Source organism: Pseudomonas sp. RA_15y_Pfl2_54, from assembly GCF_963971015.1.
In the GTDB taxonomy this organism is placed as follows: Bacteria; Pseudomonadota; Gammaproteobacteria; order Pseudomonadales; family Pseudomonadaceae; genus Aquipseudomonas; species Aquipseudomonas baetica_A.
In genome coordinates this window covers 184,477-209,790 of the sequence record NZ_CAXAPN010000003.1, presented here as the reverse complement: position 1 = coordinate 209,790, position 25,314 = coordinate 184,477, and the positions used below count along the sequence as shown (strand labels likewise).

18 protein-coding genes and 1 pseudogene are annotated in these 25,314 nt (G+C 58.8%); 7 read left to right on the top strand and 12 right to left on the bottom strand.

Annotated elements, in window-relative coordinates; translation table 11 throughout:
• The first annotated feature begins 4 nt into the window (after positions 1-4).
• A complete protein-coding gene (locus AACY50_RS03825) occupies positions 5-499 on the top strand; it encodes a GNAT family N-acetyltransferase (RefSeq protein ID WP_339538167.1) in 495 nt (164 codons plus the stop codon).
• Positions 500-578: 79 nt separating this feature from the next.
• A pseudogene (locus tag AACY50_RS28660) lies at positions 579-710 on the top strand (DUF6124 family protein); the annotation flags it as partial.
• Between the two features lie 664 nt (positions 711-1,374).
• Here AACY50_RS28660 and AACY50_RS03820 read toward each other — a convergent pair.
• The 9 genes from AACY50_RS03820 to AACY50_RS03780 all read right to left on the bottom strand — a co-directional run bounded on the left by AACY50_RS03820 (position 1,375) and on the right by AACY50_RS03780 (position 10,714).
• Positions 1,375-2,394: an XdhC family protein gene (locus AACY50_RS03820; RefSeq protein ID WP_339431652.1), complete on the bottom strand. Its 1,020-nt coding sequence runs from the start codon at positions 2,392-2,394 to the stop codon at positions 1,375-1,377.
• A 15-nt stretch (positions 2,395-2,409) separates the two neighbouring features.
• On the bottom strand, positions 2,410-3,756 hold the full coding sequence (locus AACY50_RS03815; protein WP_339431651.1) for a c-type cytochrome: 1,347 nt from the start codon (positions 3,754-3,756) through the stop codon (positions 2,410-2,412).
• 14 nt (positions 3,757-3,770) lie between these two features.
• Positions 3,771-6,017: a xanthine dehydrogenase family protein molybdopterin-binding subunit gene (locus AACY50_RS03810; RefSeq protein WP_339496069.1), complete on the bottom strand. Its 2,247-nt coding sequence runs from the start codon at positions 6,015-6,017 to the stop codon at positions 3,771-3,773.
• Positions 6,017-6,499: a (2Fe-2S)-binding protein gene (locus tag AACY50_RS03805; RefSeq protein ID WP_339463926.1), complete on the bottom strand. Its 483-nt coding sequence runs from the start codon at positions 6,497-6,499 to the stop codon at positions 6,017-6,019. Before AACY50_RS03805 ends, AACY50_RS03810 begins: the two co-directional genes overlap by 1 nt.
• A gap of 163 nt (positions 6,500-6,662) precedes the next feature.
• Positions 6,663-7,427 carry a carboxymuconolactone decarboxylase family protein gene (locus AACY50_RS03800; protein WP_339431668.1) on the bottom strand — a complete coding sequence of 255 codons (765 nt, stop codon included), beginning with the start codon at positions 7,425-7,427 and terminating at the stop codon, positions 6,663-6,665.
• The gene (locus tag AACY50_RS03795; RefSeq protein ID WP_339538166.1) at positions 7,405-7,902 is read right to left on the bottom strand and encodes a (R)-mandelonitrile lyase; all 498 of its coding nucleotides are present in this window, start codon (positions 7,900-7,902) and stop codon (positions 7,405-7,407) included. The genes AACY50_RS03800 and AACY50_RS03795 overlap by 23 nt, the downstream gene beginning before the upstream one ends.
• Positions 7,903-7,978: 76 nt before the next feature.
• A complete protein-coding gene (locus AACY50_RS03790; protein ID WP_339431647.1) occupies positions 7,979-8,452 on the bottom strand; it encodes a cyclophilin-like fold protein in 474 nt (157 codons plus the stop codon).
• Positions 8,453-8,477: 25 nt separating this feature from the next.
• Positions 8,478-9,689, bottom strand: a complete 1,212-nt coding sequence (locus AACY50_RS03785) for an MFS transporter (RefSeq protein ID WP_339431646.1) — start codon at positions 9,687-9,689, stop codon at positions 8,478-8,480.
• Positions 9,686-10,714, bottom strand: a complete 1,029-nt coding sequence (locus AACY50_RS03780; protein ID WP_339431645.1) for an alpha/beta hydrolase — start codon at positions 10,712-10,714, stop codon at positions 9,686-9,688. Before AACY50_RS03780 ends, AACY50_RS03785 begins: the two co-directional genes overlap by 4 nt.
• Positions 10,715-10,893: 179 nt before the next feature.
• Between AACY50_RS03780 and AACY50_RS03775 the strand changes: the two genes are divergently transcribed.
• Complete coding sequence (locus tag AACY50_RS03775; RefSeq protein ID WP_339538164.1) at positions 10,894-11,823, top strand: LysR family transcriptional regulator; 930 nt, start codon at positions 10,894-10,896, stop codon at positions 11,821-11,823.
• A gap of 938 nt (positions 11,824-12,761) precedes the next feature.
• Positions 12,762-13,964 carry an acyltransferase family protein gene (locus AACY50_RS03770; protein ID WP_339538163.1) on the top strand — a complete coding sequence of 401 codons (1,203 nt, stop codon included), beginning with the start codon at positions 12,762-12,764 and terminating at the stop codon, positions 13,962-13,964.
• A gap of 87 nt (positions 13,965-14,051) precedes the next feature.
• On the opposite strand, the gene AACY50_RS03765 is transcribed toward AACY50_RS03770, so the two are convergent.
• From AACY50_RS03765 to AACY50_RS03755, 3 genes are all read right to left on the bottom strand, one after another.
• Positions 14,052-14,831, bottom strand: a complete 780-nt coding sequence (locus tag AACY50_RS03765; RefSeq protein WP_339538161.1) for a hypothetical protein — start codon at positions 14,829-14,831, stop codon at positions 14,052-14,054.
• A gap of 286 nt (positions 14,832-15,117) precedes the next feature.
• Entirely contained in the window at positions 15,118-15,429 is a 312-nt protein-coding gene (locus tag AACY50_RS03760; RefSeq protein ID WP_339538160.1) for a DUF6916 family protein, read from the bottom strand.
• A gap of 56 nt (positions 15,430-15,485) precedes the next feature.
• The gene (locus AACY50_RS03755; protein ID WP_339538159.1) at positions 15,486-16,073 is read right to left on the bottom strand and encodes a phage tail protein; all 588 of its coding nucleotides are present in this window, start codon (positions 16,071-16,073) and stop codon (positions 15,486-15,488) included.
• Positions 16,074-16,312: 239 nt separating this feature from the next.
• On the opposite strand from AACY50_RS03755, the gene AACY50_RS03750 reads away from it, so the two are divergent.
• The 3 genes from AACY50_RS03750 (at position 16,313) to AACY50_RS03740 (ending at position 25,301) form a co-directional block, all read left to right on the top strand.
• Positions 16,313-17,893, top strand: a complete 1,581-nt coding sequence (locus AACY50_RS03750) for a glycosyltransferase family 39 protein (RefSeq protein WP_339538158.1) — start codon at positions 16,313-16,315, stop codon at positions 17,891-17,893.
• A 150-nt stretch (positions 17,894-18,043) separates the two neighbouring features.
• On the top strand, positions 18,044-18,889 hold the full coding sequence (locus AACY50_RS03745; protein WP_339431638.1) for a sulfotransferase family protein: 846 nt from the start codon (positions 18,044-18,046) through the stop codon (positions 18,887-18,889).
• Positions 18,890-18,944: 55 nt separating this feature from the next.
• The gene (locus AACY50_RS03740) at positions 18,945-25,301 is read left to right on the top strand and encodes an Ig-like domain-containing protein (RefSeq protein ID WP_339538157.1); all 6,357 of its coding nucleotides are present in this window, start codon (positions 18,945-18,947) and stop codon (positions 25,299-25,301) included.
• The last annotated feature ends 13 nt before the right edge of the window (positions 25,302-25,314 follow it).

Here is a 25,314-nt window from a genome sequence, read left to right as displayed (position 1 = left end):
GGCGATGACGGATAACGCAGCAGTGGCAGCAGAGGGATTGGTGGTGCGGCCTTCGCGGGCAACCGACGGGCCATTTCTGCAAAGCCTGTATCAAACGGCGCGGCCGGATCTGCAGTGGATCGACGGCGAGCCGGAACAGGTGCAGCAACTGGCCGCCCAGCAGTTTCAGGTGCAGGAGCAGGGCATGGGGGATAACTACCCCAACGCCATGCACTACGTGGTGGAAAAACTCGGCACGGCCATCGGTGCCTTGAGCACCGATTTCGGCGCCAACGAAATTCGCGTGTTGTATCTGGCGTTCATCCCGCCGGCGCGTGGCCAGGGTTTTGGCCGCGCCGTGCTGCAAGGCGTGCAGAAAGCCGCGCAGCAGATTCGCTGCCCGGTGGCGACGGTGGTCTGGCGCAGCAATCCCCAGGCACGCCGGCACTATCTGGCACTGGGATTTGCCGTGGAAGAAAGCAATCCGGCCGCCGAAAGACTTGTCTGGTATCCCCAATAAACCCCGTGCAGGAGCCGGGTCTTGAACGGCAATGTTCAAGCGACATTCCCGGACGCGGACCCAGGCTACACAACCTTGCGTGAGGCTCAGTGATTTCGCCGGTTTGCTGGACGCGCCCTAGCGCCACACCTTGTTGGGCATCCAGCAGGTCGTGATGCTCGGCGAACTGACCGTCAACCAAGCCCTCGACAACCTCGACCCTGCGGCCTGAAATCCAAATCCCCCGGTGGGAGCGGGCTTGCTCGCGACTGCGGTGTGTCAGTCAGGCGAATGTTGGCCGACAGATTGTGATCGCGAGCAGGGAATCAGTAGGTACAACTTGCTGGTTTCAGGCAAATACTCCGAGTGCTTTCCTTCTTTTAAAGAAGGGTCGATGCTCTGATTTTTCTTGGATGAAATCAAAACGCTGATGGTGGCGAGCTCAACAACTTTTGCGTGAAACCTCTTCTCTAAAATCGGGTGATCCATGGATATGGAGAGCCACCGTTTAAAGTGTTCTTCCGGGGGGGGCGAGTCTTTTGTTAGCCACGTAGACAATCATGGCGGCATCTATCACGCCGATTAAAATTACTGCCCCCCATGCCCAGGTAAATAAAGTGCGTGTCATCTCCATGATTCGCAATACTCGTGAATTTCTTACCCCAAATACTCTCCGCCCTCAGTCAGCACTGTTCCAGTTAATACGGATACTGTCGCTCCAACCACCAGCACACATACGAGTTTTCCGAGCCCCTTCAACTTTGTACATGGCTGAGCATGGGCGGCCCAAACTGGAGCCTCCCTTTTTGCACTGAAAACAGATTTCGCTCGGCGGTTAGTGTGGGGACACTTGATGCACTGCACTCAAGCGACAAGTGGCATGCAACGTCACGGGCTTATGTACATCTCTCCACCTCTCTGATTTCCTTGGCCTTGGAAATAGAGAATTCGCTTGGGAGTGTTACTGCGTTTTTGGCGGCTAGCACTTCGGCCATCACACTGACGGCGATCTCCGGCGGCGTCTTGCTTCCGATGTATATGCCGATCGGTCCATTCAAACGTTTCAGCGATCCCTCGGTCTCACCAAAATGCTCGATCAAACGACTCCGTCGGTTCTGGCTGTTGCGTCGCGAGCCGATGGCGCCGATGTAGAAGGCTGGACCTTGCAGGGCCTCCAGCAATGCCAGGTCGTCAAGCTTTGGATCATGACTAAGGGCGATGATGCAGGTGCGTAAGTCGGGGGCAAAGGCTCTGACCACGTCGTCTGGCATGTCCTGGATTCGAGTGATGCCCTGAACATTCCACATTTCTATGTATTGGGGCCGGGGATCGCAGATGGTCACCTGAAAGCCATTGAACTGGGCCATCACGGCAACGTACTCAGCTAACGCCCCCGCGCCGATCAGCAGCATCCGATAGCCTGGACCAAGTGTGTTGCTCATGTGTAGGCCATCAAAGGTGAATTGATCGGGCGTCGCTGTGCTGTGCAGATCTACTTTTCCAGTTCGCAGATCAAGTTGGCGCCGCACCAGTTGCCTCGCGTCGAGAAGTGCTAGCAGTTGCTCAATGGCCTCGACGGCTGGCATGAATTCCAGAACCAATTCGAGCGTGCCTCCGCAAGGCAAGCCGAAACGGTGCGCCTCGTCGGCGCTCACGCCATAGCGAACCACATCGGGCAACCGCTCCGGTAAGCCTGCTGCGCCGTAAGCTGTGGTGTATCGGTGGATAAGGTCGTCTTCGATGCAGCCGCCGGAGACGCTGCCCACTACACGCCCATCGTTGCGCAGCGCCATCATCGAGCCAACCGGCCGTGGTGATGAGCCCCAGGTTCGTGCCACGCTTACCAGCAGCACGCGGTCGCCCGCAGCAAGCCAATCGCGGGCGGTACGCAGTACTAGCAGGTCAATGCTTTCCATCAAGCCTCCGCAGGGTCAGCGCATGTGCAAGATAATTGGCGTGGCGCTGGCCGGGTCGGTATGCGCGCGCAGTCGGGAGACCGCCTGCGCATCAACCTCGCCCCCCCGATTGCCCCAGGTCGTGCGGACAAAAGACAACACCTGCGCGATCTCTACGTCCGAGAGTTGTCCGCGAAAGGCAGGCATCCGGTACGCATCTGGAACCCCGGCCGTGACCACACGCATTGATCCGTTGAGGCTGATATTGATGGCTGAGTCAGGTGCCAACGTCAGTGCTGAAGTGGCCCCGGCCAGAGGCGGCATCCATGGCGCCTGTCCCTTCCCATCCTGCCCATGACAGGAGGCACAGCGCGTCTCGTAAAGGTGTCCCCCGGCGCTGACGAATTCCGAAGCAGCTGCCGCCTCGTATTGCCATGGCGCGCCATCGCGCTGTGGATCACCCGGCAAGGACTTGAGGTAGTGAGCGATAGCCGCTAGGTCGTCGTCGTTCAAGAATTGCGTGGAATTATTGAACGCCTCGGTCATCGAACCAAAAACCACCGCATGCTCATTGCGCCCGGTTTTCAGGAACTGCGCGATATCCGCTTCGCTCCAGCGCCCCAGCCCCGTGTTGGGGTCGTTGCGCAAGCTGGGGGCGTACCAGCCATCCAGCAGTGCGCCGGCCAGGAACTGGTCACCGGCATCACTCAACGCTTTTTCATTGAAAGCCGGGCCGCGTGGCGTATGGCAACTGCCGCAGTGGCCTGCGCCCTGGACCAAGTACGCGCCGCGATTCCACTGAGCGTCTCTGGCGGATTGTTCAACGAAGGTTGCAGCCTCAGTGAACAAGCTATTCCACAGCGAGATGGGCCAGCGCATGTTCAGCGGCCAGGGAATTTCGCTCGGTTTGTTGGGTTTTGCTGCCGGGCTGACGCCGTGCATGAAGAAGGCGTACAAGGCCCGCACATCCTCGTCTGTCAGCTTGGCGTACGAGGGGTAAGGCATCGCGGGGTAAAGCCGGCGCCCTTCAGGGGCAACACCTTGGCGAACGGCACGGTCGAAGTCAGCCAGGCTGTAGTGACCGATACCTGCCGCGCGGTCGGGGGTAATGTTGGTCGCGTAAATGGTCCCCAGTGGCGTAGCCATCGCCAGGCCTCCGGCGAATGGGGGACCCTCCGGCAAGCTGTGGCAAGCCACGCAGTCGCTAGACCGGGCCACATACTCGCCGCGCTGCACCAGTGCCGCGTCGCCTGTGGCAACACTGCCTGCGGCGTCGAGCGCCGACGCCGGCATCCGGGTGCCATACCAAACCAGCAGGACCAACGCGACGAGACCGACCAATGCCAGTGTGCCGGCAACTTTTTTGTAATGCCGTCTGCTCATGGACACGTCTCCCGTCAGGCTGGTTGGCTAAAGGTGTAGCTGGAGAACGGCATGCTGCGAAGGCGCTGGCCGGTAAGCCTGGCCACGGCATTGGCCACTGCCGGCGCCACAGCTGGCAGCGGTGGCTCACCGATGCCGCCCATTTTGGCGCCGCTCTCGATTACTTTAACGTGCACCCTTGCCATGCGGGCGGGCGGCAAGATCGGGTAGAGATCATAGTTACGTGCGCGCGGTTTGCCGTCGACGTACACCGCTTCTTCTACCAACGCCTGGGACAGGCCAAGGGCCACTGCGCCATTGACCTGCGCTTCGACAATGGCGGGGTTGACGATGCTACCGGGGTCTATCGCCTGCCAAATGTCGTGAACCTTGATCTGGCCATTTTCAATCGACACCTCGGCGACCACCGCTGTTTCCGTACCAAAGGGCGAGGCCATGGCCACACCCCGCGCGCGTCGTGAACCATCTTCAGCGGTGAACGGCCCACGTTTCCAGCCACCGGACATTTCAGCGACGGACTGCAGCAGATGGGTCAACCGCGCGTTGCCTTGCAACAAGTGCAGACGAAGCTCAAAGGGGTCATGGCCACCCTTGTCGGCCAGTTCGTCCAGAAACGCCTCGTAAAAGAAGTCATTGAGCGAATTGCCCACCGAGCGCCAGTAGCCAAGCATGACAGGGCCCTTGACGTAGATTTGGGCAATGCGCCGATTGGGAATCGCGTACGCCTTGTCGGTCAAGCCTTCAACGGCCGACGGGTCGAGCTTTGCACCTTGCTTGCCGGCAAGACCCTCGGTCGGCCCCTCGGTGGCGCTCACCGCCTCGAGTGCGATGGGGAAGCCCTTTTCATCCAGCGCTGCGCGAAACTTAACGACGGCCATAGGGCGCAGCACGTCGCGCAGAAACTCTTCCTCTCGGCTCCAAATCAGCTTGATCGGGCGCCCGACTGCCTTCGCCAATTCGATGGCCTGCGGGTATGGGTTGGCGGTTTCGTACAGGAAGTGCCGCCCGAAAAAGCCGCCGAGCAACGGCGTATGTAGCGTGATATTAGAAGGGTCCAAGCCGGTACGTTTCGCAATGTCCGCCAAGAAAAAGTCCTGAGCCTGATTGGGCAACCAGATTTCCAGCGAACCATCGGAATGAAAGCGGGCCAATGCTGAAGGGGGTTCGAGTTGCGCGTGATTGACGTATTGGTTGTGGTAGCTGGCTTCAACGTGCGTAGGCGCCTTTGCTAGCGTGCCGGAGAAGTCGCCTTCCACCTCGGCATCACGCCCCGGCCCGGGCTCATTGGCCAGACGCTCACGGAACGCCACCGTGGAGAAGTCGGCGGGCATCACCCGCAAAGGCGAATCGGCAGCGGGCTCCTGCCATTGCACCTGTATGGCTTCGACGGCACGTTTGGCGTGCCACCAGCGCTCGGCGACGACTGCCACGGCGCCGGACAAGCTATGCACCGAGTGCACCCCCTTCATCGCCTTAACCTGCGCTTCGTTGCGCAACTCGCCCACCGTCATGCCCAGGCGTGGCGCATGTTGCACGGCGGCGTGGAGCATGCCGTCCACCTGCATGTCGATGGTGTACAGCGCTTTGCCGGTGGACTTGTCGTAGCTGTCCAGACGGCGTACAGGCTTACCGATCCAGCGAAACTGGCTGGGGTCGCGCAGCGTGACGCTCTCGACAGCGGGCACTGCCAGGTCTAACGCAAGGCTGGCCAGCTCGCCGTAGCTCAGCAAACGTCCAGAAGCCACATGCAAAACGTGGCCAGGCTCGGTGGTCAGTTCAGTCACCGGCACATTCAGACGTGCGCTTGCGGCCTGCAGCAACATCGCGCGGGCAAGGGCTCCCAGCCGGCGCATGGTCGGGTAACTCATGCGCACCGACATGCTACCGCCGGTAATGCGCAATCCATTTTCCATCACCACATACGCTTCGCCGGGCGGCGCGCTTTCGACTACAAAGGTCGATGGATCGGCATCCAGTTCCTCGCCGACTATTTGTGCCATGGCGGTATAGGTGCCCTGACCGCCCTCAATAAAGGGGCATAGCAGTCGGATAGTGTTATCCGGGCGGATCTCAAGAAAAGCGCTAACTTGGGTGCCTGCCGCTTGGCGCTCGGCCGCCATCGCCTGCATACGTGCAGAACCCAGCGGCACGCCAAAACCGAGCACCAACGCGCCAACAGCCGTGCCAGCAGAGGCCACGAGAAAGCGACGTCGCGATAGATTGATCGGCTCACCAAGGCCGGTATCACCATGCTTATTCATCAGATCGTCTCCCCGGCTGGCGCCGCAACGATTGCAACGTCGGTTGCCAGCTCGTGGACGGCAGAATTGATGGCGTTGTAGGTGCCGCAGCGACACAGATTGACCATCGCCGCCGCGATCTGCACATCACTGGGCTTGGGGTTGCGCTTGAGCAGGGCTGTCGCGGCCATGACCTGGCCAGACTGGCAATAGCCGCACTGGGCGACCTGATGCTCAACCCACGCAGCGACCACACGCTTTCCGATATCGTCGGTTTCTATCGCCTCGATCGTGGTGATCTCTCGGCCCACCACCCCGGCTACCGGAGTAACGCACGAGCGTACAACGTTGCCGTCCACCAGTACCGAGCACGCGCCACATTGCGCTAGACCGCAGCCGTACTTGGTACCGGTCAGCCCTAGGTCATCGCGGATAACCCATAGCAGCGGCGTATCCGCCTCGGCATCGACCTGGTAGGTTTTTTGGTTTATTCGCAGTTCCATGGCTCACCTGCTTTCACGAGGGTTAGTCTTTTGGATGAAGGTATTCGGAGGGTGTTCTCAGTGCCTCAGGAACTTAGCATTCGCCCGCAAATTCAGAATCCGAGGATTCCGATAGCCGTTATTAGCTGAGCTCATCAATATCTTGTCGCCATCGGTGGCGTCGTCAGCCCCTGATTTTTTCCAAGGTCACAACAATGCGCTCAGCCGCCTCTTGGTCACCGTGGCGTTTGAGGTCGCTAGCCACTTGGTTCAACTGCTGCGCCGTGAGGCCAACATTCATGCTGATCTTCAGGTGCGACGCCAACTGCGACGCTAACCCTGGCATCGCGGCAAGTGCCCCAACAGTGGCCAGTTCGCGAGTAGCCCAATCGAGGTTGTCTCGAGCGAAGATATCGCCGAACAGGTGAACCTTCAGAAACTGGTCAATCGCAGGGGCGAACTCAAACAACGGTCCTGAGACCGGTGCACCCACCAGACGGGTTTGATTGTCGGTGCCCAGGTCGAGCAAAGCGTGCCCCGACGGCACGGGGCCTGGTTCGCGTCCCGGCTCGTCTTGAACTCCGCCTGCTTCGCGCTCTTGCAAAACGCTCATCAGCTGCGACAGTGAATTGAGGCTGCGCGGGAACCCGGCGTACGCATAGAGCTGAACCAGGATTTCCTTGCTCTCACTAATCGTCAGACCGGCATCGAGACCGCGATTGAGCGCATCACGCAAACGGGGCATATCGCCGGTGGCCATGGTGGCGCCGATAGGGGCGACAGCCAGTTGTTTTGCAGTCAGGGTTTGCTCAGTCACCGTCTGCGTCTCCGAAATGTGTGTGGTACTGGCACTCGATACGTGAGCACCTAAAACACTGGCCAGCACTACCAGGCCGGCTAATGGCCCTAAGCGGGCATAGTGATATTTACTTGGTTGGGTACTGTTCATCACTGACCTTCTCCATCCAACGGACGTTGTTGCCGTTCTTCATGCCAGTGATAGCTATGTGCGTCATGGCAGTCGATGGCGCGGCGCCATGCCAGTGCTTTACCCCCGGCGGGCAAAACACCACATCACAGGGACGTAGTTCCTGCACTGCCTTTCCCCATTCCTGAGTACGTCCGCCCCCCGCTGTCACGACAAGATATTGTCCTGCAGGATGCGTGTGCCAGGCCGAACGAGCGCCAGGTTCAAAGGTGACGTAGAGCGTTGAGGTGTTGAGTTCGGCCGTTGCAGTCGTCAATGGATCGATCCGCACATGACCAGTGAAATAATCGGCAGGCCCTGTCATCGAAGCCTGCTCACCCGCACGTGTGATTTTCTGGCTGGCAGGGCTCAGCTCGGCCGCGAAGGTTGGTTCGATGCAGTTGGCGGTGAGCAGCGCCAATGCGGCCAAGGTTGAATTAGTGTGCTTGGACGGCATAAGAAGCTCCTGGATCAACGTGCGAGAGGGGGGGCGCACCACGTGACATAGCTGGCCGGGCGGAAGATGACTGAAACTAATCCGCTGAAAACGTCACCCGAACATCATGCCGACCCAGAGCCTGCGAGAGGCCCGCTGGGTTGTCGATGCGACCGAGACGGGTATAGCTGTAAGACGAACTGAAGGATTTATAAAAGACCACTAACGTGTCAGGGCCGTACAGGAGGAAATCACCGTTGTGGATTGTTCCAGGCCGATAAGTTTGAGTGGGTAACGGGCGCTGCAAGGTGACGTGCTTTTCGTTGTCGTTCAGATCGCTCATGTCCAGGGTGAGCGGCAAACGGGCGGCAAGCTCCCGAGTGCTCCGGTTGTCCTCAAGGGTAATGGCGAAGCGCTGTTGGCCTATGGTCATCCACATCGTGTAGTTCTCCATCCCTGTTGATGGGCCGGCGATATCTGTCGCGGCTGCGAGGGGCAATGCCGATAGGGCAAATGGCATCAAGGCCGCGAACCAGAGGCCCTTCCATCCAGGGACATAATCGAAAAACATGGCCTTGCTCCTTGGAATAGAGGATTCACCGGGTGTGCGGCACCGGCGAACGAGAGGTTAGAAAGGTCAACAAGGCGGCAAGCATCAGCATCGTGGCGCTGGCGATAAAGGTGCTCTGGTAGCCGAGAGCGTCAAAAAGTACACCGCCGACTGTGGAGCCCACGGCAATAGCCAATTGGACAATCGCCACCATCAGGCCGCCGCCCGCCTCGGCGTGATCAGGCAAGGCGTGCGCAATCCAGCTCCACCAGCCCACGGGCGCTGCTGTCGCAATAAAGCCCCATAGACCGAGCAATACCGCTACCGCGATAAGCCAAGTGCCCGCAGGAATCAGCGCTACAGCAATAACCGCCATCAGCAGCGAGATGGTACTTAAGGTGCCGTACAGGCTGCGCTTGAGCACTGATCCGATCAGCGCTGTTCCGCAAAAGCCAGCGACGCCTATCACCAATAGCAGCAGAGAAAGAATCGGCACGTTGACCTGGGTGACTGTTTCCAGAAACGGGCGCAGGTAGGTGAACAGCGTAAATTGGCCCATAAAAAACAAGCCGGCGGCCGCCATGCCCAGCGCCACCTTGCGATTTTTCAGCAGTTTGAAAACATTGCCTGCACCCGGCGAGCGCTTCTGCGCTGCCATGCTTGGCAGGCTTATCCACTGCCAAACCAGCGCAATTAGCGCCACCGGAACCAGGCACAAAAACGCACCACGCCAACCCACAACCGAGCCCAAATAACTGCCCAGTGGCGCTGCCACTACCGTAGCCAAGGCGTTGCCGCTGTTGAAAACAGCCAGCGCCTTGGGCACCTGTGCAGCCGGCACCAGACGCATCGCAGTGGCTGCCGACATCGACCAAAATCCGCCAATCACGACGCCGATCAGGGCTCGCCCAACCATGTAGATCAGGTAGTTCGGGGCAAGCGCCACAATGGCGCCCGATACAGCCATCAAACCGGTCAGAGCCAGCAGTAGGGTTTTTCTGTTCAGCGTGCCGGCGATCCAACTGATCGACAGGCTGGCCAACACCGCAAACGCGCCAGAGATGGCAAGGCCCTGCCCGGCCAAGCCCTGGCTGACCTGCAGGTCGTTTGCCAATGGTGTCAGCAGGCTAACGGGCATGAACTCCGAAGCGATCAGCGCGAATACGCACAGCGTCATTGCATAGACACCTCCCCAATGACCGGTACGCGTAAATGTCTCGCTCAAGACGGTGGCGTTCAGATGGACTTCAGCGGTCATTTCAGGTGGTCCTGAAAGAAATGGGTCAGCTTGGTGAAAGGAATCAAGTCGACGCGGTCGTACAGATCGACATGGCCTGCGTTGGGCACAATGACCAGCTCTTTAGGTTCGCCTGCCAGGCGAAAAGCCTCTTCGCTGAACTCGCGGGAGTGGGCGTTTTCACCTGCAATAAACAACATCGGGCGAGGCGAAATGCTCTCGATATCGACGAATGGGTAGAAATTCATGAATTTGGTATTGCTACTCAGCGTCGGCCGAGTGGTCTGTTGCGGCGTGGAACTGGCCGGGGTGAATTCGCCACGCGGGGTGCGGTAGAAGTCAAAAAACTCGCGCTGGATGGGGTGGGTGTCAGCATTCAGCGCTTGCACCGTGCCGCCGGTGTATTCGATCTTGCCGCCCGTAAATTCCACATAACGCTGCTCGGCCGCCGCCGCGATAACTTGCTTACGCACCTCAAGGGTTTGCGAATGCTTAAGCCCGTTTCGATTGGCGGCGCCCATGTCATACATGCTGACAGTGGCGATGGCTTTCATGCGCGGATCTATCTTGGCTGCACTGATTACAAAGCTGCCGCTGCCACAAATGCCCAGCACGCCTATGCGCTGGCGGTCGATAAAGGGCCGCGTGCCAAGGTAATCCACGGCGGCACTGAAGTCCTCGGCGTACATGTCTGGCAGTACCGCGTTACGGGGTTGGCCTTCGCTTTCGCCCCAAAACGACAAATCCAGGGCCAGGGTAACGAAGCCCTGTTCCGCCAATTTTTGCGCATATAGATTTGAGCTTTGCTCCTTCACCGCGCCCATAGGGTGGCCAACGATAATTGCCGGGCTGCGGGTGGCGCTGTCCAGCCCTTTGGGGATGAAAAGATTGCCCACGACATTGAGCTGGTACTGATTTTTGAAGCTGACCTTTTGTACGGTCACCTTGTCACTTTTAAAGAAATTATCTGCACCGTTGGACATATCGGCTCCTAATGCGGTGAATGAACTGAGTAGAAACCCGAGCATTACGAGAAGTCTTTTCATGGGGCATCCTTATTAGGGAAGGCTAAAGGCGATGCAGGCAGTTAGCGCAAGGCTCAACCTTCTCCATGCCGATCGGGTGGGATGCCGGTTAGTGTTACGCAGTAAAGAGACTTTGATTAGCTAATGAATGCTTAATGCGGATATAACCATGCCTAATCAATCAATCGAGCATGCTCGCTATGGCCAAATCCAATTTCAACGATCTGCTGGCTTTCGTAACCGTGGCGCGGGAGGGCAGCTTTACCCGCGCGGCGGTACAGCTTGGGGTGACGCAATCGGCAGTGAGTCAGGTGGTTTCGGCACTGGAAGCGCGGCTGAAAATTCGCTTGCTTACCCGCACCACGCGCAGCGTATCGTTAACGGCGGCGGGCGAGCGATTGCTGGAAGCGGTGGGTCATCGCTTCGATGAAATCGAGGCCGAAGTGGAAGCTTTGACCGAGCTGCGCGATAAGCCGGCCGGGACGGTACGCATTACCTGCGGCGACAACGTCATCAAGACAACCCTGCTTCCCAAGTTGGCGCCGTTGCTGCAGATGTACCCGGATATCAAGCTGGAATTCGATATCAACTATGGCTTTTGCGATATCGTCGCCGACCGCTTCGATGCCGGCGTGCGCTTCAGCGACACGGTGGCCCAAGACATGATTGCCGTGCCCATTGGCCCGTCGTTACGAATGGCCGTAGTGGCCGCGCCAAGCTATTTCGCGAAAAATCCCTCCCCGAAACACCCTCGCGATCTAGTAGCACACCGCTGTATCGATATCCGTTTTCCCACCTATGACGGCGTGGATGCATGGGAATTCGAACGCCGGGGCAAGAAGCTTAAGGTACGTGTAGACGGCCAGTTGGTATTCAACTCCACCACCCATATCGCCGATGCTGCGGTGAGTGGGCTGGGTATAGCCTATCTGCCCGAGGATGAGTTTGCCCCGCATCTAACCGAAGGGCGACTAGTTCGGGTACTGGAGGACTGGTGTGAACCCTTCGACGGCTTTCACCTGTACTACCCCAGCCGCCGACAACCCTCCCAGGCGTTTTCGCTGGTCGTTGATGCTTTGCGGGTCGATCGTTTGCCGCCGACTTGTGACCCGAGCGAGACGGACGGCTAACCGCTCTCACTGGTGCGATTAAGCGCGGAAACGCTCTAGTACAAAGACACATGTAATCAAAGCGACCTGATTGCCCAACGCGATCTTGTGACGAGCAACACCCTAGGGATAGTCGAGACTAGAGGCAAGCTGAGTGTCTGGTATGGGTCGATTAAAGCCCCTTGTGACAGGCAGTAACCGACCCACAGCTGCCTTTGTTCAAACGCAGAAATCAGCCAGTATCTGCCTGCCGTCAAGATCTGTAATCGGTTGTTAAGTCACCGCCGTTGGAACACGTGCGCAAAGTGGGTGTCATCCAGAGGCCAATCCGAAGCAGTCAAAAAAGATGAGTCAAAATGCATAGACAAGACACGCAAGAACTCCCATAGCAACAGCGACTACCGCAAGCTAGAATCGGAGCATCAGGTAATCCAATCCCTTTCGCCTTTGCGGGCAGGAGAGGCTCAAGCAGACCGAACTCATGAATTACATCAAGCTCCTCGCCATATTCGCTTTGCAGAACTTTCTAAGTGCTTGCCAATCGGGAGAAGATAATGCGCTTGTTGTGCTCGACCAGCATGACCGAGCGACCATATCGTCCTACGTCAGTGACTAGCAAGTCATGTTTTTTGGTACGTACAAGATTGAGCAAATGAGTAATGGTCATGTTGTAGTAATAACCGCTCAGTGCGGTACGTTGAGGTTCATCTATAAGCGCCCCCAAGGGTTGCGCATGTTGAACGATGAGGTGACCAACGAATCTGCCTACCGGTGCGGTCTAGGTACGCAGGCGAGTAGTAAGGTTTGGAATTTAGCCTTGAAGCCTTTGACTGGCCCATCCATGATCCCACCAGGTGATTGGCCTAATTAGCCTGACAGATCCAAAAAATAAACATTACTGATACAGGTAACAACGTCTGCGTGTGGTCTTGTATTGGCAACAAAAATAAGAGAGATAGATGAACCTTAAAAAAAACATTGAAATTGAATATTTGCGCGGGATCGCCATCGTAATGACGGTGGTAACGCATTCAAATTTGCTCTTGCCGTTCCATGCAGTATTCATGGAAAAGCTGTTTAACGTCTATTCTCCCTGGACAGGAGTAGATTTGTTTTTTTGCATCTCAGGGTACGTCGTAAGTAAGGCATATCTTGACTACTTTGATAAAAGTAAAGCTGAAGGAAAATTTGGTGTCGCTGCGGCATCCTTCTGGATCAGACGTGCCTACCGCCTTCTTCCGACTGCTTGGCTATGGGTGCTTATCCCCCTCGTCTTTTCGATATTTTTCAATCAATCGAATGCGTTCCAGTCGTGGTTTTATAATCTACGCAGTTTCACAGCCGTGGCCACATTTAGCGGTAACTTCGCGAACCAATATGGACTACTTTTAGGTCCTAACTCGGTTTATTGGAGTCTGGCACTTGAGGAACAGTTCTACTTTGTATTTCCGCTCTTTCTGCTATTGATAACGTCCACTCGATGGCGGGTAATCGCCTTGGTCGGGCTCATAGCTGCCCAGTTTTGTCTAGATCGAAATGCCTTCGCTCCCCCTCCAGCAGGCATGCTTTTCTCATTTCGACTAGATGCCATGATGTGGGGGATTCTGTTGTGTTTTTTTACGCGCACGACTTTGTACAAGGATATTGAGCCGACTGTGCTCGGCGCTAGTTTGCTCAAGCGTTTCACTTTGACTGTGTTTCTTCTTTACATGCTTGGTGCTATTGCTGGCCAACTAATAGCGACCCCTATAGCCGTAGGTCTGATTGCGATAAATGCTTTGATCCTAGTTTGGCTTGCGAGCTACCAAAAAGGCTACATTTACTGCCCGTCGATGCTGAGCAGCCTGCTTCAGTGGCTGGGTTCGCGTTCCTATGCTTTATACGTGATCCATATGTTTGCCTACCATTTAAGTACGGAAATTTGGAGCCGAGTAGCCTTAAAAGAAGGGTTGATGCTTGCTCAGGGCTATACTATTCAACTTTTGCTCACGTCAGTAATTACCATGATTGTGCTCAGCGAGTTAAACTACAGGTTTGTCGAGGTTCCATTGCGGCGAAGGGGTGCCGAGATAGCACGTCAGAAGATGGAGAACGTTCTTACCGAAGGCGCGGCCGGTAACCACCACACAAAAGTAAAGATGCAACAGAAAGAGTTTTCGTAATCATTAAAGTGAGCGGATTGTTAGTGGGTGACTAAAGGAATAGTCAAAACCCTCAATAATAAATCCTGCTTCGGCGGGATTTATGCATTATTCATTATTATTGAAACTGTGGAAAACGCAGTATTTTGAATGACCGCTTTTGGCCGATTTCTGCCGGTCATGCCCACGAATCGTGCTGGTCAAATCCGATGCAAATGACTGGTTCGGTCGAATGCAAATGGGTGGGCAAGTCTGTGCAATTACCCGCTCATGGTGTTCAACCATGAACGACGCCTCTTCATCCGTTAGATCTTTCAGCGCCTCATTCACTTTTTCCGCCGCCGCCATCATCTGCGCTTCTTCGCGTCGGCACATGTAGTTGCGCGAGTCGCTGAAGATGACCATTTGTCCCGGTTTGACCTGTTCGCCGAGATGGCGGTTTAGGGAGCGGAATTCGCGGCGCAGGGCATCGCTGGGCGTGGTTTCGTAGAGCGCACGCTCCAGCGCTTCGCGGCTCATGGGTTTTTGGACGATGTGAAAACCCGACTCTGCCGGTTGCGGCAGGATGTAGGCGTGCTCTTCCACCAGATGCTGCGCCGGTGGTGGCTCGGGTTTGGGTTTGAAGGCGTTCCAGGAGGCGCCGCCGCTATCGGCAACAACGCGTGGTTTCACCACGACCCAGTCGCCGTTGCGAATGGCTTCGACGAGTTTTCGCTGGTTGGCACCCTGCAGGTAGTTGGATTGATTGAGGCCCATTGCATTGAGCATGTCATCGAAACCCGGCAGTTCATCCGGGCGGTTGAGAGCCTGTCGAAAGGTATCCATGGCTTGGTGGCTGTCGAGTACCTGTTGGGCGTGGGTATCGTGTTGGTTAATGAGTCTGGTCACGTCCGTGTCCCGTTCTGCAAAACGCGGGACTTTGGCGAGCGACCTCAAGCTTGTATGCCGGGTGATTCTCTTTTATGTGTAGGGTTATTCCGATTTTTTGTGGCGGTTGGTGCTCGGCAAATGGACGGTCAACCGGACCCTTGGCGGCCTCGACTCACGGGCCTGAAACCACAACCCCCCTGTGGGAGCAAGCTTGCTCGCGATTGCGCGGTGTCAGTCACCCTCTCTATTGACTGATAGGGCTCTTCGCGAGCAAACCCGCTCCCACCGGGGGATTGTTGTTGAGTCAGTTGAAGGTGATGTGGAAATAGCCCAACTGCGGATCCCGCCCCATCGGCGGCACCCGGGACACGAAGATGTCCTGCACTCGCCCGATTTCCGGCAGTTCCAGCGCACACAATCCGTCGACAAATTCAGTCGGCTCCAGACTTCTCAGTTCGACATTGAATGGCATTCGCTCGCTGTAGCGCATTTTTGCGGCGGGCTGCTCTTCGAGGTGTTCGATATGGATCTGCAGTGCACTGCCATCGGGCAGGTGCAGGGTGCCAATCCGGCCCAGCAGCGCCTGGAAATGTTGGCTTTGAACCGTTTGCAACATGGTTTCGCTCCAGCCAGTCAGGAAACCGGGGGAGGGTAGCCACCCCCGGCAGTCGGTCAGTTGCGGGACGGGAAAATGCCTTGCAGCGCGATGCTGAAGTTGAGCACCAGATACGGGTTCATGATCGCCATCGACTGGCCGTTGCCCGTGGGGGTGATGGTCCCGCTGATCGCGGTCTGCGCACCTTTGAGGGCGACGGGCGAAGCGCCTTGTGCGTCCGAGAAGATATTCGCCAGACCGGGCCCGGTGCCCGAAGCACCGATATAGGCGTTGGTGGCCGTCGGGGCGCCCAACGGGTTGCTCGCCGGGTTGGCCAGTTGCACGGTGGTGGTGGCCGCGAGGCCAGCCAGTGAGTGAGTGTGGTTCGGCAGATTATTGAGGGTCGGTATGACGGCTTCAGTGCCGGAAATTTCACCCATTACGCGAGTCGACAGGCCGGGACCGGTGCCCTGGCAGACCGGCATTCGGCTCTGCAGATTGGGCAGTCCGAACGTCTGGACACCGTTGCCGCCATAGTTGGTGCCCAGCAACGCAAACAGCGCGCTGTATTGCGAAACACTCATCATCTGACCGTTGCACAAGGCCCAGCCGCTGGGCGCATAGTTGAAGGCAAACGTCAAAACAGTGCCCATGTAAACGTCCATAAAGTCCTCTCCCTTCTGATTGATGGTCGGCGGGCCGCGCGAGGATTCAGGCTGCGGTGATGCCTCCCCCTCCTTTGCCAGATTACGCCACGGCTCAGCGTAGACCCGGATCGGCGAGGTTGCCGAATGTCGTGAAACAGTACGCCGGCATCGACGGCTGTCGCGTGGCTGACCTAAAGTGACCGGCAGGTTTCGGGGGATCTGCATTCGCAGTGTTTTGCCACGGGCCAGAGGAAACAATGACGCTAAACAGAGTCACGCCGGTTGGCGACACGCAAGACCCCCAGGCAACACCCGGCTCCTGGTTCGGCAACTGGCGAGTGATCCTTTGGGCGAAAAAACAATGGCTGCTGCCCATCATGGCGCTGGCCGCGATTGTGCGTTTTTACGATTTGACGGCCGCCGCGATCTGGGGCGACGAAGGTTCCAGCCTGCTGCTGGCGCGTTATTCGCTGGGCGGGATCTGGAACCATGCGGCGTTCGATGTGCATCCGCCGCTGTACTTCATGCTGCTGCATGGCTGGATCGAACTGTTCGGTGACGGGATTTTCGCGATCCGTTGCCTCAGCGCGCTATTGGGTATTGCTGTGGTGGGCGCAGGGGTGTGGCTGGTGGATCGGTTGGCCACCCGCCGCGCCGCGATCATCGCCGGAGTGCTGCTGGCGTTGCTGCCCACGGCGGTGCGCTATAGCCAGGAAGTGCGCATGTATTCGCTGCTCGGGCTGTTGCTCATTGCGGCGAGCCTGGCGTTGGTCTACTGGATCAGACATGCGCAACGCAGGCGTTATCGGGTGTTTTACGTGCTGTTGATGAGCGCGGCGCTCTACACCCATTACTTCGCGGTGTTGGCGGCGTTGAGTCACTGGATTTATCTGGGCGTGATTCGTACCCAACGCGGTTATCGATTCCGGCATATTCAACAACTGCCATGGTGGCTGGCGAACCTGGCCATTGCCGGACTTTATCTGCCGTGGTTACCCAAACTGCTGAATCTGATGCAGCACATGGAACAGCTTAAGGCCGCTAGCGATGTGGGCTGGGAAGACCCCGTGAGCCTGACCTCGTTGCCGGCGATGATCTGGTCCTGGCTGATTCAGGATGATGGCGCAAACCTGCCGCTGCTGGTCTTCATCGCGATGCCAATGGCCTTGCTGGTGCTGGCCGGGGTGGCATTGGCACGCGACCGCAGCGTGTCGCGCGGCAGTGTGCTGCTGGCGCTCTACACCGGCCTGCCGCTGTTGCTGGTGTTTGCGGTGTCGTTCATCACCCCGGTGTTCATCGAACGCTACCTGACGGCGTTTGCGTTGGGCCTGCCGATGCTTGCGGCGTTGGCCATCGACCGTTTGTACAGCCGTGTACGGAGCCTGGCGCTGGCGGTGCTGGTGTCGCTGGTCGGGGTCGAACTGATTGGCGTGAACAACAACGCCACGGTCGACAGCAATGATCAACTCGACCATATGGTGAGTTACGTCAATCAGCACTTCCAGCCCGGTGACGGCATCGTCATCAGCGACATGCTCTGGTACCTGAGCTACGTCTATTACGATCAAACCGGCGCTCAAGTGCGTCTCTACACGCCACCCCGCGCGGACGGCCATTCGACGCGGCCGAACGAATACGGTTTTGGCACGCTGGTCACCCCTGGCGTCTACCTCGACAGCTTGGCCGAACTGACGGGCTATTGCCGGGTCTGGCTGGTGGGAACGCTCGATGAACCTGGAGAATTCCTGCCATTGCCGGCGACTTGGCAAGTCGGCGCCGAGGTGCGCGCCGGTGGGGCGCAAGCGCGATTATTCGTCGTGAAGCCGGCAGTGGAATAAGTCCTGCGCGGACTTAATCGATTCACCTTTTTATTCGCGATAAAAATTTAACCGGTTAGTCCTTTTTGCTCTTGAATGATGTCAAAACACTACTAGTCGTAGGGTTGTTCTTGAACTACGCTTCGTCGAACAAAAGGACTTCCGATTACGGTGAATGGATTGCAGCAGTTCCACTTTGTCGCCGGTTTGCCGCGCTCAGGCTCGACCCTGCTTTCTGCGATCCTGTTGCAGAATCCGCGGTTTCACGCCGGTATGACCAGCCCGGTGGGCTCGCTGTTTGCCAGTGTGCTGGAGCAATGCAGCGCCGGCAGTGAGTTCGGCGCGGTGATCGACACCGAGACGCGCCGCCGTTTGCTGCGGGGTCTTTTCGATTCCTACTACGCCGACAAGACCGACAAACCGGTGGTGTTCGACACCAACCGTCAATGGAGCTCGCGGCTGCCCGCGCTCAACGACCTGTTCCCCAACGCCAAAATCATCGCTTGCGTGCGCAACGTCGCGTGGGTGATGGACAGCCTTGAACGCCTCTACCGCGCCAATCCTTACGAAAACACCAAGCTGTTCGGCGACGCCGTCGAGCGCAACACGGTCTACAGCCGCTGCGAAACCCTGGCTCAGCGTAACCGGCTGGTGGGTTTTGCCTGGGCGGCGCTCAAGGAAGCCTATTACGGCGAGCACGCCGACTCGCTGCTGATCATCGATTACGACTTGCTGACCCAGGCCCCGGAGCGGGTACTGCGGCTGGTCTACGATTTTATCGGCGAGCCATGGTTCGAACACGATTTTGACCATCTGGCGTACGACGCGCCGCAATTCGATCAAGCCCTGGGCGTTGCCGGCCTGCACAAGGTCAAACCCAAGGTCGCTCTGGAGTCTAGGCGCACGATTCTGCCGCCGGACCTGTTCAAGCAATACGCTGATTTGTCTTTTTGGCTCGATGGCTCAGCCAGCGCTGCCAATGTCATTCGTATGAAGTCCGACGCCGCGATCAGTTGATCGCGGCGTTTTTCATTGATGCGTCAATAACTGTGTTCGAATCCGGGTGAGCAGCATGTGGTGGAGCAAGCAGAAGTCGCGAGTAACCGAATGTCAGCAGACGCTTGCCGCGCCGATGATCATGTCGCTGGAGCCGCGCATGCTGTTCGACGGTGCCGTTGCGGCAACGGTGGCCGATACCGCTGCCCAGGCTGACAGCCACGCCACGGCGGAGGCAGCGAAAACGCCGACGGCCGATCAGCCGGTGGCCAGCAAGGACACCCACGGTCAGGCCGATGCGACACCAGCCGCCAGCCCCGTCGCCGTGCCGGGTCAGAGCGTGGTGTTCGTCGATTCCCGGGTCAAGGACGCCGACAGCCTGCTCCAGGGCATTGCTCCCGGCACTCAGGTGGTGAAACTCGACGCGACCAAGGACGGCTTGCAACAGATCGCCGATTATCTCGATCAGCATCAAGGCGTCAGCTCGGTGCAGATCATTGCCCACGGCAACGCCGGCGATCTGTGGCTGGGCAACAGTTATCTGTCTGCCGACAACGTCGCGCAACGCAGTGCGATCCTCGGCGAAATCGGCAAGGACATGAACGTTGGCGGCGACATCCTGATCTACGGCTGCTACACCGCCGAGGGGGATCGCGGCTTGAGTTTCGTCGACTCGCTGGCGCAACTGACCGGCCGGGATGTGGCCGCTTCGAACAACCGCACCGGTGTCGGCGGCGACTGGGATCTGGAAATTGCCACCGGCACCATCGAAAGCGCCAACGTCCTGTCGACCAAGGCGATGAGCGAATATCAGTGGGGCCTGGCCACCTGGACCGCGACTAACAACCTCGACTCGGGTGTCGGCTCGTTGCGTACCGCACTGGCGTCTGCGCAAAACGGCGACATTGTCACGTTCAACGCCGGCATGACCGTGCAGCTCAACTCCGAGTTGTTGATCAACAAGAACATCACCGTCGATGGCGATCTGAATAACGACGGCGTGGCTGACGTGACCCTCGATGGGCAATACAAGACCCGTGTGGTGGAAGTCACTTCCGGCAGCACCGTGACACTGGACGGGCTGGTGATTACCAAGGGACTGGTGGCCGGCAACGGCGGTAACGGTGGCGCGGCAGCGGCGGGCGCCATGGGTGGCGGGATTTTCAACGCCGGCATTCTTACGCTCAATAACGTGACGGTGACTGCCAACGCCGCTTCCGGTGGCGGCGGTGGTGGTGGCGTGTCCGGTGGATACTCCGGCGGCGGCGGCGGTGGCGGCGGTGGGATCGGTGGCGGTAACGGTGGCCATGGCGGTTCGACAGGCCCAGGCAACTTGAGCTATGCCGGTGGGGCCGGCACTGCCAATACCGGTGGTTATGGCGGCGGCTACACCCAGAACGACATGGGCGGGCGCGGCGGTACCAACATTGGCGGCGTCGGCGGCAATGGCGCCTCCGGCTACAGTCACGGCGGCAACGGCGGCTCCGCGACCAATGGCACGCTGTCCATTGGTGGCGGCGGTGGTGGTTCGGGCTGGAACGCGGTCGGCGGCGTTGGTGGCAGCGCGGCCGGCGGTATTTACAACGCCTCGACCGGCACCTTGAAAGTCATCGGCACGTCAGTCATCAGCAACAACCTCGCGGCGGGTGGCGGCGGCGGTGGGGGTGGCAGCGGCGGCAACCTTGCCAACGGCGGTGATGGTGGCCGCGGCGTCGGGGCCATCTGGAACAACGGCGGTACGGTATTGATCACCGCTGCCAACGTCGCCGCCATGACCGGCAACGCGGCGGCCAGTGGTGTTGGCGGTCCTTCAAACAGCGGCTCGGCAGGCGCTTCGCCCAGTTCCACGGCTGCGGTTTACAGTACCGGCGGCACGTACAACCCCAACTACGTCGAGCCACCGACCGCGACCATCGTACTGGCGGACAGCGCTCTGAAAATTGGCGAAACCTCGCTGGTGACCATCACCTTCAACACGGCAGTCACCGGTTTCACCAATGCCGACCTGACCATCGCCAACGGCACGTTGACGGCCGTGAGCAGCAGCGATGGCGGAATCACCTGGACCGCGACTTTCACGCCGACCAACGGGATTACCGACACCACCAACGTCATCACTCTGGACAACACCGGTGTGGCGACCGTCTCTGACGGTACCGTGGGTATCGGAACCACCAATTCCAGCAACTATGTGATCGATACCCAGCGCCCGACAGCCACTGTCGTTGTCGCTGACACGGCCCTGAAAATCGGTGAAACGTCGCTGGTGACCATCACCTTCACTGAAGCGGTCAGCGGTTTCACCAACGCCGACCTGACCATCGCCAACGGTACGTTGTCCGCCGTGAGCAGCAGCGACGGAGGTATTACCTGGACGGCGACGTTTACGCCGAGCGCCGGTGTCACCGACACCACTAACGTGGTCACGCTGGATAACACCGGGATCGCTGATCTGGCCGGTAACGCCGGCAGCGGTACGACCGATTCCAACAACTACGCCATCGACACTGTGCGCCCGACGGCCACCCTTGTCGTCGCGGACACCGCGCTCAAGGCTGGGGAAACCTCGCAGGTCACCATCACGTTCAGCGAGGCCGTGACCGGTTTCACCACCGCCGATCTGTCCGTGGCCAACGGCAGCGTGAGCGGTTTGAGCAGCAGCGACGGCGGGATCACCTGGACGGCGACCTTCACGCCAACCAATAACGTCAGCGATACCACCAACCTGATCACCCTGGACAACACCGGTATCTCCGATCTGTCCGGCAATGCCGGCAGCGGCACCACCGATTCGAACAACTACGCCATCGACACGCAGCGTCCGACCGCGACCATCGTCGTCGCCGACAACGCCTTGAGAATCGGCGAAACCTCGTTGGTGACCATCACCTTCTCTGAAGCCGTGACGGGTTTCAGTAATGCCGACCTGACCATCGCCAATGGCACGCTGAGCGCCGTGAGCAGCAGCGATGGGGGGATCACCTGGACGGCAACCTTCACGCCGACCGCCAACATTACCGATGCCACCAACCTGATCACCCTGGACAACAGCGGGGTCAGTGACTCGAACGGCAATGCCGGCAGCGGCACCACCGACTCCAACAACTACGCCATCGACAACCAGCGCCCGACGGCCACCGTCGTGTTCGCCGACACTGCCTTGAAAATCGGCGACACATCGTTGGTGACCTTCACCTTCTCCGAAGCGGTGACCGGGTTCAGCAATGCCGATCTGACCATCGCCAATGGCACGCTGACGGCCGTGAGCAGCAGCGATGGCGGTGTCACCTGGACGGCAACGTTCACCCCGACCAGCAATATCACCGACGCCACCAACCTGGTGACCCTGGACAACACCGGCATCGCTGACCTGGCCGGTAACGCCGGCAGCGGCACCACCGATTCGAACAACTACGCCATCGACACGCTACGCCCGACCGCGACCATCGTGCTGGCCGATACCAGCCTCAGTGCCGGTGAAACCTCGCTGGTGACCATCACCTTTTCCGAGGCCGTGACAGGCTTCACCAACGCCGATCTGAACATTCCCAATGGCACGTTGACCGCCGTGAGCAGCAGCGATGGCGGCATCACCTGGACGGCGACGTACACGCCCACACTCGGGGTCAACGATACGAGCAACGTTATAGGCCTGAACAACACCGGCATCGCTGACCTGGCCGGTAACGCCGGCACCGGCGTCACCAACTCCGGCAATTTCGTGATCGATACGATGGTGCCGACGGCCACGATCGTGGTCGCCGACAACAGCCTGAGCATCGGCGAGACCACCACGGTGACGATCACCTTCTCCGAGGCCGTGATGGGCTTCAGTAATGCCGACCTGACCATCGCCAACGGCACGCTGAGCGCCGTGAGCAGCAGCGACGGCGGCATTACCTGGACGGCGACCTTTACCCCGAGCGCCAATATCACCGACGCGACCAACCTGATTACCCTGGACAATACCGGGGTGCAGAGCGGGTCTGGCAACGTGGGGGTCGGCACCACTGATTCGAATAATTACGCCATCGACACCCAGCGTCCGACCGCGACCATTGTGGTGGCGGACACGGCGTTGGGCGTTGGCCAGACCACCACGGTGACCATCACCTTCAGCGAGGCGGTGACCGGTTTCACCCTGGCTGACCTGACCGCCGAAAACGGCACACTTTCCGGGCTGAGCACCTCGGACAACATCACTTATACCGCGACGTTTACCCCAGCGGCCGGCATCACCGACACCAGCAACCTGATCACCCTGGACAACACCGGTGTCGTTGACGGGGCAGGCAATGCCGGGAGCGGCACCACCGATTCGAACAACTACGCCGTCGACAGTCAGCGTCCGACCGCCACGATCGTCATGAGCGACAACGATCTGCGCCCCGGTGAAACAGCGACCGTGACCATCACCTTCAGCGAAGCGGTGACCGGTTTCGACAATTCCGACCTGAGCGTCGCCAATGGCACGCTGAGCAACGTGTCGTCGAGCGACGGCGGTATCACCTGGACGGCTACGTTTACCCCGACCATTGGCGTCAGCGACTTCACCAACCTGATCACCCTGAACAATACCGGCATCAGCGATCTGGCCGGTAATGCCGGCACCGGCTCCACCAACTCGGGCAATTACGCAGTGCAGACCGAAGTGCCGACCGCAACCATTGTTGTCGCAGACACCGCGCTCAAGGCCGGGGAAACCTCGACGGTGACCATTACCTTCAGCGAGGCCGTCGCAGACTTCAGTAACGCTGATCTGACCATCGTCAATGGCGCCCTGAGCAACGTCGTGAGCATTGACGGCGGCATTACCTGGACGGCGACGTTCACACCCACCGGCAATATCACTGACACGACCAACGTCATCACCCTCGACAACAGCGGTGTGGTCAATATATCGGGCAACAGCGGCGTGGGCACCACGGACTCGAATAATTTCGCGATCGACACCGCACTGCCCACCGCCACGATCGTGGTGGCCGACAATCGCCTGGGCATCGGCGAAACCACCACCGTGACGATCACCTTCAGTGAAGCGGTGAGCGGCTTTGACCTGTCGGACATCAGCGTCGCCAACGGCACGCTGTCGAACCTGAGCAGCAGCGATGGCGGCATCACCTGGATCGCCACGCTGACGCCGACTGCCAACGTCAATGATGCGACCAACCTGATCGTGATCGACACTGCCGGCGTGCAGGACCTGGCCGGCAACCTCGGTGCGAGCATCGCCATCTCCAATAATTACGTGCTCGACGCGACCCGGCCAACGGTGAGCATCGTGGTCGCCAACCCGACTCTGGGTATCGGCCAGACCACCACCGTGACGTTCACCTTCAGCGAGGCGGTGAGCAACTTCGACCTGTCCGACCTGAGCGTGACCAACGGCGAATTGAGCAACCTGAGCAGCAATGACGGCGGCAAAACCTGGACCGCCATGTTCACGCCAACCGCCAATGTGACCGACCCGAGCAATTTCATCGCGCTCGACACGAGCAACGTCACGGATCTGGCGGGCAACGTCGGCAGCACCGTGGCGGTGTCGAACAACTATGCCCTGGACAGCGAACGGCCGACCGCCACGGTGGTGGTCGCCAATCCGAACCTGGGTGTTGGCCAGACCTCGCAGGTGACGATCACCTTCAATGAGGCGGTCAGCGGTTTTGATCTCTCTGATATCAGTGTCGCCAATGGCACCTTGTCCAACCTGAGCAGCAACGACGGCGGCAAGACCTGGACTGCGACCCTGACGCCAAGCGCCAATGTCAGCAGCGCCAGCAATGCGATTACCGTCAACCGGGGCGGCGTCAGTGACCTGGCGGGCAATAGCGGCAGCGGTGTGAGCCAGTCCGGCAACTACGTGGTGAACACGGCTACGACGCCGACCTTCGTGGTCTCGCCGAATCCACAGTTCCGCAGCAGTGATCCGGTGACGTTCCCCGATGTGCCTTACACCGCGCTGCAACCGATCGTGTTCAGCGCCCCGACGGGCGACCTTGGCTCACCGCTGACTTTTACGCCGTTGTTCGAACAACGGGTGATCGGCAACGGCATCCGCCCCCTGGGCGACATATTCATGAACCACGGTGCCCTGAGCCCGAGTTTCCTTGCTCAGGTGTTCAGCAGCAGTGACAACGTTGGTGACGGCGCCGGCCATGGTTTCCTTGGCTTTGGCGGCGGTGATGGCGGGGTGTTCGGCACCAGCACGCTCTCCAGTCTGTTCAATCAGAACAGCGAGGCCGCGCGTGATTCGCTGAATGCCTTCGGCAGCCATTCGATCAAGGCTGGCGATGTTTCCCAAGGGCTGCGTGGCGTGTTTGGCGCCCCGTCTCTGGTTGAGCAACTGCAGCAACTCAAAGACAGCGAGCAGCACCGGGTCGACAACCTGGCGTCCGCTCTGCAACAGGCCGGCATCAGCGAAATATCGGCTTGACAACACACCACTA